We start from the raw sequence: 12,665 nt of genomic DNA on the forward strand, positions 1-12,665 counted from the left end.
ACCAACTTCACAATCGTATTTTTAAGCGACAACATAACAAAGTCATAGCAACTGTACGACGGAGAAGCTATAACACATCAAGCTGACTAATAATTACATGCAAGTGTTTGAGCGCCAAACTTCTATCGCTGACGAATTAGAGGCAATCCATTGCTCAGCCGCCTCTTCTAGGTTTAACTTGTTAATAACAACCAAAGATGAAGCTTCTATAATCATCTCTTTAGAAAAGTTGACCTGTTTAATAAACTGAAAAATACAGTGATAGTTTTCTTTCAATGATTTTGACGCCGCTTTTTTTAGCCAGCCATTCTTTCGATTAGCACAGTCTTTTACGTACTTTTTATTTAATCCCCATTCTGGATTTATTTCACATTCTTCTTCATACTCCGGAAATTGAATGAACTTTCCATGTGCATATTTATCAGTCCAATTTGGGCTCCAGTTTAACAATACAATAGGTTTTTCTTTGTGTATCGCTTGTGCTAATTCGTGCCAAAGCTCTAACCCTGTCTGTAACCGATTAATTTTGAAATTAATATTTAACGCACGAATAATATCAGCATCACCATAATTCCAAGGGCCACCATGGTAAACCCCTTTATTATCTGATGGTTTTTCCTTGAACAAATCAATACACTCATTGAGTGAAGTCCACACTGGTAACGACGGACAGTATTTTTCAACATATTCAGGATACCACCAATCTTCTATCACTGTTGCTTTATGAGTACCCAAATCAATTATTTCGTTTTGTGCTACTAGATGATTGAAAGCCTTTTTCATTGATGGCTCCCAGACCTCTAATTGAAAATGAATTGCGCCACGCCTCAAAGCTCCCCACTGGTCCTCTACATTTATCTCAACGTACTCTACCGGAGTGCCTGAGTCGCTAATAACTTTTCCCACAGCTTTAGATAACACTCGCTGACTTGACCATTTGTTCAATGGAATGTGTATCGACTTATCTGCATACAAGTCAACGCTATAAAATGTTACTAAAACAAAAATGAAACTTAAAACCATCCTATTCAAAATTTTCAATCCTTTAAAATTCAGCAATTCATTGTTTACGATACTATACGCCACTTTTCCCCAACAATGAGGCAATAAAATGAATTTTGCTATAAATGAAGTACTTTTTAGATTTAAAATAATTCAATAGACTAAATTTAGATAAGTTGTGAGAGTATTAATCCTGTTTAGTCGTGAAAGTCATACATATTATCAAAAGCATCTAGAAAATAACTCAATCCTAAATATCTTTAGTCTAGTGTTTTAGAAAATATTCAGAAAGGAGTGATTGAAGAAAACTTACAAATACGATGTATGCAAAAAATGAAATGTTTGCTCGATTTGTGTGGTAAAACTACTACTAATTAAACCAAGAAACGCTAGTCCTTTTTTTCAACTAACATCACGTAGTAGCACAAGAGATTAATTTCTGACAGCTTCACGTGCTTGCGAAAGGCTCTCGTCAATTAACTAAATATCCTAATTATTTCATATGACAAACTGATTTTTACCTAAACGTTTTGCTTCGTAAAGGTTTTCATCTGCAATTTTTATCATTGATTCTAAAGAATATTCACAAATTTTAGTATGCGATAATGCACCACCAATACTAAAAGACACATATTCAAATGGGCTTTCTGCATGTTTTATATTTTTCTTTTTAATATTCGATAGGATATTTTCTGCAACATGTTGAAGACCCGTTAAATCAGTATATGGGAGAATTATCAGAAACTCTTCTCCCCCATATCGCACAGCAACATCTTGAGGTCTTTTCAACGATTCAACTATTGCATCAGCTGCATCTCTGAGACACTCATCTCCTGCCTGATGTCCATATAAATCATTAAAGCGCTTAAAAAAGTCCAAGTCCAACATTAAAAAACCAATCGACTCATTTAACCTCTTTACTTGTTTAACTATCGCTTCGGAATGTTCATTTAAATAATGTCGATTATACAAACCTGTTAACGAATCTTTATAGGTTAGCTTTTGTAACTGCTCTAATCTTGCCTTGTTGAGCAAATGTGCTTTAACTCTATGAACAAGAGTCGATGGCGCAATAGGTTTACTTATAAAGTCGCTGCCTCCAGCTTCCCAACACTCATTCTGCGATTTCACTTCGACGCTTGCAGTAACAAAAATAATTGGAACATCATTCATAGCTTTTAATTCTCTAAGCTGCTTACAAACTTCCAAACCATTTATCTTTGGCATGTGAACATCAAGTAATATTAAGTCAGGAGGAACTCCTGATATACAATAGTCCATAACTTGAGTGCTATCTGACAAAACGTCTACATTGCAGATATCTTTCAAAATAGTACCCATGACTTTTCTCATGAGTAAGTCGTCATCAACAACAAGAATTTTTGAATCTGATAAAGGCTTTAAATCAAGTGGCACGAATACTCCGTTTCGATTATAAGATTTCAGAAAACATTCGCTCTTCAGTATTATCTACATCATGAAATGAATATTGAAATTAATAGTCTACAATACGTTTAATTTACAACTCTTGTAAAGTATGGACTAACTTTGGTAATGATTCCCCTATTTCTTCCAGTTCATTGTTGCATTCAAAATTGCCTTGGCTCGCTTTTATTTCAATTTCTGAGAAAAGCTCTCGAAGACCATTAGCACTTATTTCACCACACATTCCTTTTAGTGAATGTGCTAACTGTCGAGAAAGTTCCTGATCTTTTTGCATTATGGCATCACAAAGTTCTTTAAATCGTCCTAATGCTTTCACAGAAAACATTTTACAAATCTTGAATAATAAATCTTCTTTATTTAGAAGACGCTTCAGTGCGCTATCTCTATCCCATAGTTGGCTACCCTGAGTATTATTAACCTTAACTTCATTGTTGAAATTAGATAATGACCACTCTATTGTTTTTTCCAACACTTGAGTTGAGCTTAATGGTTTACTAAGGTAGTCGTTCATTCCTACTAATAAACACTTTTCCCTCTCACCCTTCATAGCATTTGCAGTCATGGCAATAATAGGAATATTAGTAAATTCTTTACCTGCTTCACCTGCCCTAACTTTTTCACAAGTCTCATATCCATTCAATTCGGGCATTTGACAATCCATCAATACGCAACAAATTGGCACCTCATTTAAGCCGCTTTGTTTCAATTGTGCTATTGCATCTACTCCATTGTTAGCTACATAGATTTCTATTGGTAGAGTTGAGAGAGCATCTTTTACCACTTCAATATTTATGTCATTATCATCAACGATTAGTACTTTGCTGCCAGATAATTTATCAAGAATTGATTGTGAGACTGTTTCTGTTGCGTCGTGAGGTATAGAAGGCTGGGCAATGCTTTCATCGCATACCCCACCACCACTAACCATTTTTAGCTTGCTTTGCGTAAGCGGTTTATTAACCACAGTATATAAATCGACTAAGTTCTTGCTTAAAGGAGCACCAGGCCTATTTAGAATGATAATATTCTCAGGATTAACGTTTATTGATGTTTTTTTGAGTATTTCCTCCGACTTAGCTAGATCAAAAGACTCTTTATCAAAAAATATATAATCGTAGCTTTTATGCATATTCAAATGAACATCGTGACCAGAAGACTCGTGAACAAAAGCTCCCTCAAAGTTGAGTAAATGACGTAAAGACTCTTTAGTTTTTTCAATATCACTAACAATTAAAATATTTTGTGAATCAAAGCATGCAGCATTTGGTGTTTCTGTTTCGTCTTGATTTTCTACACTAATGAAAAATGAGAATATACTACCAACATTACGAGTAGATACACAATTAATATCGCCCCCCATCTTTTGACATAATTGCTTGCATATTGAAAGTCCTAAGCCAGCGCCCTCTCCGTTAGAGTCAGAAAGATTTTGTCCATTATTAAACCGGTTAAATATATCTTTTTTCTTTTTATAGTCTATGCCTATACCAGTATCACTTATTTCAATTATTAGCTTGTAACTATTATCGTCAGTGGCAACGGTCGATGCCTTAACTTCTATACTACCATCTTCAGTAAACTTAACAGCGTTGCTAATCAAATTATCAATAATTTGCGTCAGTCTTATAGGATCTGTTTTTACAACACCACACTTCAACTCTGTAGTATCAAGATAAATCTCTAGCCCTTTGGAAAACACTTTCACTGATAAGGACTCAATTAAATTTTCAATTAAAGTTTTTAACGGTACTACCTTATAATTTAACTCTAATTTCCCAGCTTCAATTTTCGACAAGTCCAAAATGTCATTAATATAAAGGTTGAGATTCTCAGCGCTAGACTCTATCATCTCAGTTAATTTCATAGCGTCTTTTGATAAGGGCTCACGTTTTAGTATATTTAATGGGCCAATTATGCCATTTAGCGGTGTAATTAATTGATGGGTTATGTTTGATATAAATGCATTTTTGATATTGTTGTTTTTTACCGCCATATCTTTTGCTGTTGCAAGCTCTTTTGTTCTCTCTCGAACTTTAGCCTCCAAATCATAATTCAAGCGTTTAACTTTTTCTTCTGCTGATTTTTCATTACTAATATCTCTAATTATTAATGAAATACCTATAATTTTACTACTTTCGGAAAATAAAGGACTGACAGTAATAGCATAGTAATTTTTATTTTCATCAGGTTCAGATGAATACTCATCCCTGAGTATATGTGAATTATCTTTAGCTTCACTTATGTACCTTACTATCGGTAACTCTTTGAGAATATTCACATTAGAAAAGTGCTGTCCGATACTCATCCCTTTAGTTGTTTTACATAAATACTCCGCTGCTAGGTTTAAGCTTGAAACATTTCCGTCAAGGTCAAACCCGATTATTGCATCAATAGCGCCATCAACTATTGCTTCCGCTTCACGCCTGGTTTCCGCTAGAATTTTATTTCGCAGTGAATTCCTATGGAAAAACATAATCAACACGGCTGAAAATATGACGATTGCAACCAACACTCCATATGTCGCATATCGACGCTCATTAATTTGTGCGTTTAGATACGGCTGTTCGACAGTAACACTAAGGCTAAAAAAACCTCTTTCTTGACCATTTCGTATTTGTACTTTTTGGGAGTAAGAATAAGAAGGTTCCATATTGAATAAATTCGATTCAGAAAACTGTAGCGTGTCATACTTAATCGACTGTTTATACAAAGACTTCCAGTTTATTTCTGTCCCTAAATCTTTAGAAAACAAGAATGACTCATTAGGATGATAAACTACATCCCCATCAGGTCCAGTAATAACCAAATCAGCATAGTTCAATGTATTGTCATTTAAGTCCCTTAACAATTGACTAGCATCTATATTCATAATCAAAAAAGCGTAGCGCTTACCATTTTCACTATAGATTGGTATGGAGAAACGAATTGTTGGTTGGTAAGGGAATATCACTTCATTGTGCTCTTTATTAAGTGATATTAGCGATGTATATATCTGGTTAACTTCAAGTTGAGAGCTCGGTAAAAAATATGGCTCACTACTTTTGCTCTGTAGCTGAAAATCTCTCACAGGGGCTATCTTCGACCCATTTTTATCTACTCTTATGAGCTCTTTACCATTTGAACTCACTTCAATAACTCTTAGTTGAGTGATTGTAGGATTGTTTTGCATAAAGCCTACAAAAATTGTTTCTAATCTATTTTTCCACTGTGCAAACGTAGTACCATCAAAAGGATCAATATTTCCATTAAAATGTGCTCGAGGAAGTCCTGAAATTGGTGGTGTGGCATGTAAAAATCTAAGATTTGCTTTTGAACGCTTTATAGACGACTGAAGCGTCGTTTCTAATAGCTGACTATTTTCTGAAAGGCTATTATTTAACTCTCGTAAAGTGTTTGACGTAATTTGGGCTTCAAATATGTAGACTGCCAAAGACAAAAAACTAACTACGAGTACAACAACAAGAATGAGTGATTTTTGCGACAAAACTATATGGTTATGTGGTTTATTTTTCATTTTATCCAACCCAGTTAATTTGTATTAGCTTTATTCGACCACTTAGTCAGTACAGCCTTTAAGCTATCGAAATTTATAGGTTTTGAAACAAAATCATCCATCCCAGAATCAAAACAACGTTGCCTATCTTCCTTCAAGACATTTGCTGTAAGTGCAATAATTGGCGTATCGACATGATTTATCATTTTCCTGATATGCTGAGCGGCTTCTTCTCCTCCCATTATGGGCATCTGCATATCCATTAATACGATATCAAACGCGTTAAACTTACACTCTTCAATTGCCTCTACACCATCACTTGCAATTGTTATGTCGGTAATATTGAATTCCTTTAACAATGCTTCGATTACAATTTGGTTTATCTCATTATCTTCAACAACTAATACACTAAGGTGGGACAAGTTCAAATCTAACGTAATATCATCAGTACTAATTTCAGCTCTTTCAATACTCTTTGCGCGTTTTGTTTTAAAATCAAAGTAAAACTGCGTTCCCTTTCCTAACTCGCTTTTAACCCGAAGTGGTGCATCCATTAAATTGAGTAACTTGCTTGAAATAGTTAATCCCAGTCCGGTACCTCCGAAACGCCTAGTAATTGATGTATCTGCTTGTGAAAATGCTTCAAACAGGTCTTTAATATTATCTTCAGATATACCAATACCTGTATCAGATACGCTGAAAGAAAGTACTAATTCATTGTTTTTTTCATGAATATGTACATTTAAGGAAACGCTACCAACTTCCGTAAATTTGATTGCATTCCCTAATAAATTAATTAATACCTGTTTAAGCCTTGTTTTGTCAGCGTAGAACAACACCTCAGTGTCTTCCGACTTAGAAACAAACAACTGAATGCCTTTATCTAATGCTTGATGAACAAAGAGTTGTTCCAATTCGTTTAACAAAAGCGTTAAATCAACAACAGTATGCTCCAACTCTATTTTAGATGCCTCGATTTTACTCAAGTCTAGGATGTCGTTAATAATCACAAGCAGACTATCACCTGAAGATTGGATGATGTTTAACATGCTTGATTGCTCTGAAGTTAAAGGGGTGCGTTCCAACTGCCTCGCCATGCCGAGAATACCATTCATAGGCGTTCTAATTTCATGACTCATATTAGCTAGAAACTCTGACTTAACTTTGGATACACGTTCTGCTTCAAGTTTGGCATCGTTTAAAGCTTTACTTAGATGCCTAAACCGATCTGCAGCGAGTGCAAGTTGGCCTATTTCATCTCGTCGATTAAGGTCTTCAATAGGTGCGCTAAAGTCACCTTTTAAAAAACTGGAAAAACTATTGGTAAGTCGTTTTAATGCAAAAGAAACGTGTGATTGGATAAAGATGGCTAGCAGCACCAGATAACAGAAAATTCCAATACTTAAGATCGATAATATAGACTCTGCCTCATTAATATTTTTTTCGCTTTGCAGCTTAATTTTCGATAAGCGTTGGAGTGATGATTCCCTTAACCTATTAGCCAGGGAACTAAACTCTATAGAGTCACCCGACATAACAACATTAACCAAAGTGAGATAATTTCGATTCGCTTGAATACTTTTACGAAAAACTTTTGCATATTGCGTAGAAATATTTGAAACCTGGTCCAGCTTTTCATTAAATCCATCATTACTGACAGCATAATTTAGCTTAGATAATAGTTTAAAAATATTTTCTACATTTTGTCTTTTTGAATAATCTTTTTTATTTAAATAAAGAAGCGCATCATGATGTAGGGAATGCCATTTATCTATTAGCTCTAAAGAGTATTGTTTCTCAGTAGGCGTAATTGCAACCGCTTTAAGGCTATTCAATAAATTAACCCCATTAAAATATGTATTTGGAAGCGCTTTCTCAAGTAAACTTTCTCTTATTTCATGCCGTTTATGAAACGTGGGCAAATTACTTTTATACCTAACAATAAGCTCCAACATTGCATCGATATACATCTGCTCAGATGGGTGTATTTTACCGCTGGCGATAGAATTCAACCTGGTTTCAATACTTAAAAAGTTTTCTTTGATTTTATCGAAAATACTAGCACTTCCAGATACACCGTAAACATTAATATCACGCTGTAGTTCAACAATATCTTTACTTATCTTCAATATTTCAAGCGAGTAATGACTTATCTCTGCAGTACTTTGTACAGATTTTTCAATGCTATTCAAACGTTGCGACATAATAAAATAACTTATAACGAGGATCGCAAACACTACCACTAATGCCAGTGTTATTTTTGAAGCAATTGAACTTACTATTTTATTGAACAATTCATTACCCTATGAATTTAGCAGCTCGTACCACTTATCAAGACTGTAGTCATAATTGTTCATAACAGTATTCCATACTGCAATATTTGAAAAGCGCTTAATATAACTGCCTCCATCTCTTGTTTCTCCTGGGTGAACAGACACTTTTCCATCCGTTCCTTTTAACTCTATTGTGGCTTCTTTACCGTTATACCAATAATCCCACTCAGGAATAGACATTAGTGGCTGACTTCTTTCGGGATTCGATATGTAATACCCCTGTCTAGCAATAAATGCTCCAGGATATCCTGATAACCACCAGTTCATGTATTTATATGCCGCTTCTTCCACATAGCCTGTTACGTTTTTAGACATGCACATAACGCCGTGCCAAGCTCGATAACCTTCCTTGGGAGAAGCATATACAACAGGTATGCCACTCCCTCTACATGCACTGACACCTGGAGAAAACATACTCTGAATATGCACTCGATTAGATTTCATAAAATCGACTGACTGCGGGACCGATGTCCAGAACCCTGAAAAATGCCCTTCCCTTTTCTTTGCAAGCAATATACTAAAAAGTGAATCAATTTCATTTATTGACATATTACCAATATCGTTAAACTTCATAAGATCCGCACCTTGAGCAGCCAGTGCGGCATCAAATATGCCAATGGTTGGTGCATTTACTAATGCGACTTTTCCCCTATTTTTTTCATCTAATAACCAAGCCCACGATTCTGTTTTGTACGGGACCCCTTTGTCTAAAAATTTCGTGTTGTAGCCAAACGAATCTACGTTGTGAACATACGGTAAAAAGCTTATCTTAGTGCTCGACTTATTACCTAGGGTTCCATCCGGTTGAACAAACAGTAATTTATTTGGCGAGTCACCAGATCCAATCTTAGCTTCGGGAGCGATTTTCCCAGTTTTTGTCAGCGAGTTTATCTCATTCCAATACACAATTCGGTTAATATCTAGCGGCTTAATAGCATCTGCTTGCCACAAAATATTTATGGAATCTGACCATTGCTCATACAAATCGAAAGAGTTAGGGTCAGCAGCCGCCTTTTGAAGTACCGCAGCACTTCCCATTGGGGTGAATTCTAGATTGATGCCTAATTCTCGCATCGCTCTTTGTCTAAGCTCTTCTTGTAGGGTGACATGGGTACCCATCACTCGGAGTGTCACTTGTTTTTTTGCTAAAACATATGGTGCTTTAAACCCTAAAGACGTTACCGCTGCTCCAACCCCAACTGTCTTGAGAAACTTTCTTCTATTAAATGAACTTTCCATTTCTACACCGTACATGAGAATTGAATTTAGAGTGTAGAACAAGGAGCTTAAAAAATATAAGAAATATAGGCAACTTTATGAAATAGATTAGATTTTAGTGATAATAACGCAGTTTCTACCTGACTCTTTTGCTTGGTATAAGCTTTCATCAGCAAGTGACATCATAGATTCTAAAGATAAGAAACAAAACTTTTCAAATAGTACACCACCAATACTTAAAGTTACTGCTTTATGGGGTGATAGTGGATGGGGGAGTAAACAATCTAGTAACTTAGCCTTTAAGTTTTCACAAATTTTCGTAACCCCGGTATAATCCGTATAAGGCAACACAACTAAAAACTCATCCCCACCGAACCTAACTGCAACATCATGTGGTCTTTTTAGTTCGCCCTTGATTAAGTTTGCAATAGCTACAAGGCACTCATCCCCTTTAAGATGACCAAAATGATCGTTATACAATTTAAAATTATCAATATCTATCATAAGTAGCGAAAATGACCTTTTTTCTCTTATCGATTGTGCTAGTACATTTTTTACTTCTTCCATTAAATAGTAGCGATTGTATAGACCTGTTAAAGGCTCTTTCAGAGAATACTCAAACAGCTTTTCTAAATGTAATTTATTGGTGAGATGATTTTTAGTTCGATGAACTAAAGTAGACGCGACTATTGGTTTAAATATGAAATCTGATGCACCTACTTCCCAACACTTGTCTTGTAATGATTCCTCCGTGGAGGATGTGATGAATACTACTGGAATATATCTAAGAGCAGGAACCTGCTTAAGCTTCTCACATACTTCCAACCCTGATATGCCTGGTAAATTTACATCCAATAACAATAGATCGGGTATCTCCTTCACACAATAATCTAAAACAGCTTCACCACTATTCACTGAGTCGACCTGAAACTCTTCTTTCAGCAAAGTAGTTAATGATAATCTAATCAAATCATCATCATCGACAATAAGCACTTTACAATCTGAAAACGGTTTTATGTCTAGAAGCATATTAAACCTAATGAATGTTTATTAATTTTTATTGAAAGGTTCAGGTTTTCCTAATAAATATCCTTGCCCTATCAAGCAACCTAATGATTGCAACTTCTGTTTTTGCTCTATTGTTTCAATCCCTTCTGCAACTATTTTTAAATTGAGCGTTTTCGCAAGTTCAACAATTGTAGAAACAATGTCTAGTGCCTGTGAGTCATTCAACATGTCTCTCACAAAAGATTGGTCAATCTTCAACACATTCAAAGGGAAAAGCCTTAAATACGAGAGACTCGAGTAACCCGTACCAAAATCATCAAGCGCAATGCTTATACCCATTTTAGATATAGAGTTGAGTTGTGTTACCGTTTGCTCATAGCAATCGATTAATGCTGACTCCGTTATTTCTAGTTCAAGGTAACGACTTGGTAACTTTGTTCTTTCTAAAATTGATGCTACCAATTCGACTAAGGAGGAATCAGAAAACTGTTTGGCAGAGATATTCACCGCTACTTGCTTGGGACACCCCGCATCTAACCATTTTTTCGCGATAACACAGCTTTTCTCTAATACTTGTTCTCCTAATCGGTAAATCAAACCTGTTTCCTCAGCATACTCAATAAATTGTAGCGGTGATATACAATTACTTTCTTCATCGATTAAGCGAACCAGACTTTCATACCCAACAGTTTCATTTGTACCTAAATCCTTTTTGGGTTGAAAATAAACTTCAAGCGTATTTTCATCTAATGCTTTTCTGAGCAAGTTGCCAATTCTTAAGCGTTCATTCATCGCTAGTTGCAATTCGTCATTAAAGTAACAATAACTGTTCGATGCTTCATGTTTTGCTTTGTACATTGCAGAATCTGCATGCCTCAACATTTCTTCAACACTCTTGGCATCATCAGGGTATACACTTATCCCAACACTGGCACTTAATACATGTTGCTCATCTGCGATTCTAAATGGTGTGCCTATTACGTTAAGCACTTGCTCTATTAAAGGCTCAACATTAGATAAAGTTGAAGTATGCGGCACTACTAATGCAAATTCATCCCCTCCCACTCGCGCTACCGTAATATCGTTGCAAGCAAACTTATCCAGACTGTGTCCTACATGGGCTATTATCTCATCTCCAACATGGTGCCCAAGCGCATCATTAATGTATTTAAATTTATCGAGGTCTAATAACATTAAACTGAGCTTGTTCTCACTGAAAGCCGCTCGTGTTATAGCTTGAGTTAGACGGTCATGTAACAAAACTCTATTGGGCAACGCGGTCAGCTGGTCGTGGTGCGATAAGTATGTCATTTGAACCGCCATAGCCATCGTTTCACTCACGTCTTGAAACACCATCACTGCACCACATTGCTCATCATTATTGTTTAATATTGGCGCGGCACTATCTTCAACTCGGTGGGTAATACCTTGCCTACTTGTTAGTTGTGTATTAATTGCCATTGCAACAGGTCTGTTCTCTTGTAAAGCCATTACTAACGGATTGAGAGACTGAATTCCTGTACTTGCATCATTCAGTGTCATCACTTCTTCGATGTGCTTCCCTTTAGCGGCTACGAGTGGCCATCCTGTTAGCCTTTGCGCTACTGGGTTCATATAGTTAATACGCGCTTTGTCATCTGTTGAAATTACACCGTCGGCAATTGAATCAAGCGTAATTCTTAGATGCTCTTTTTCAGACTGAAGTGAGGATTGCGCTTCGTAAAGCATGTTTTCTTGCCGTTTAAAATTGACATGATTTTCTATTCGCATACGACATAACGTGAGATTAAGCGGTTTAGAGATAAAATCTATGGCGCCTAGTGATAACGCCTTTTCTTCTATTTCAATATCACTATGTGAAGTGATTACAATAATACGAAGGTCATTGAAATAGTCTTTCTGTCTAAGTTCTTTTAAGATATCGAATCCGTTTACCTCAGGCATTTCAATATCTAAAACAATAACATCTGGACGGAAAGCATCTATTGTAGAAAGTGCCTTAGAGCTATTATTACAAGACAAAACCTCACCGCACTCTTGCAATATATGCTCAAGTTGCAGTGTGTTAATCTCCTCATCATCAATGATAAAAATACGACAATTTATTTCCATTATCATGTCCTCAAACCTATCCCAAAATAAAAAATAGTAGAAGTTAATCAATA

7 protein-coding genes are annotated in these 12,665 nt (G+C 35.8%); all 7 read right to left on the bottom strand.

The genetic code is table 11. The features are described 5' to 3' along the window. Positions 1–93 precede the first annotated feature (93 nt). The 7 genes from AC2IOM_RS16265 to AC2IOM_RS16295 all read right to left on the bottom strand — a co-directional run bounded on the left by AC2IOM_RS16265 (position 94) and on the right by AC2IOM_RS16295 (position 12,612). Positions 94–1,086 (bottom strand): ABC transporter substrate-binding protein, encoded by a 993-nt coding sequence (locus tag AC2IOM_RS16265; RefSeq protein WP_486360435.1) that lies wholly within the window; start codon positions 1,084–1,086, stop codon positions 94–96. A 414-nt stretch (positions 1,087–1,500) separates the two neighbouring features. Further along, positions 1,501–2,418 (bottom strand): GGDEF domain-containing response regulator, encoded by a 918-nt coding sequence (locus AC2IOM_RS16270; RefSeq protein ID WP_486360436.1) that lies wholly within the window; start codon positions 2,416–2,418, stop codon positions 1,501–1,503. A 103-nt stretch (positions 2,419–2,521) separates the two neighbouring features. Then, on the bottom strand, positions 2,522–5,962 hold the full coding sequence (locus AC2IOM_RS16275) for an ATP-binding protein (protein WP_486360437.1): 3,441 nt from the start codon (positions 5,960–5,962) through the stop codon (positions 2,522–2,524). Positions 5,963–5,976: 14 nt separating this feature from the next. Continuing rightward, positions 5,977–8,235, bottom strand: coding sequence for an ATP-binding protein (locus tag AC2IOM_RS16280; RefSeq protein ID WP_486360438.1), 2,259 nt, complete (start codon positions 8,233–8,235; stop codon positions 5,977–5,979). Positions 8,236–8,244: 9 nt separating this feature from the next. After that, the gene (locus tag AC2IOM_RS16285; RefSeq protein WP_486360439.1) at positions 8,245–9,513 is read right to left on the bottom strand and encodes an ABC transporter substrate-binding protein; all 1,269 of its coding nucleotides are present in this window, start codon (positions 9,511–9,513) and stop codon (positions 8,245–8,247) included. A gap of 87 nt (positions 9,514–9,600) precedes the next feature. Continuing rightward, complete coding sequence (locus tag AC2IOM_RS16290) at positions 9,601–10,521, bottom strand: diguanylate cyclase (protein ID WP_486360440.1); 921 nt, start codon at positions 10,519–10,521, stop codon at positions 9,601–9,603. A 21-nt stretch (positions 10,522–10,542) separates the two neighbouring features. Beyond that, positions 10,543–12,612 (bottom strand): two-component system response regulator, encoded by a 2,070-nt coding sequence (locus AC2IOM_RS16295; RefSeq protein ID WP_486360441.1) that lies wholly within the window; start codon positions 12,610–12,612, stop codon positions 10,543–10,545. Positions 12,613–12,665: the final 53 nt, after the last annotated feature.

Source organism: Pseudoalteromonas sp. NS-SX12 (assembly GCF_057367955.1).

Bases quoted from the DNA above. Each gene is read 5' to 3' on its own strand.
- AC2IOM_RS16275 (WP_486360437.1), bottom strand. From the start codon at position 5,962: ATGAAAAATAAACCACATAACCATATAGTTTTGTCGCAAAAATCACTC.
- AC2IOM_RS16285 (WP_486360439.1), bottom strand. From the start codon at position 9,513: ATGGAAAGTTCATTTAATAGAAGAAAGTTTCTCAAGACAGTTGGGGTT.
- AC2IOM_RS16290 (WP_486360440.1), bottom strand. From the start codon at position 10,521: ATGCTTCTAGACATAAAACCGTTTTCAGATTGTAAAGTGCTTATTGTC.
- AC2IOM_RS16295 (WP_486360441.1), bottom strand. From the start codon at position 12,612: ATGGAAATAAATTGTCGTATTTTTATCATTGATGATGAGGAGATTAAC.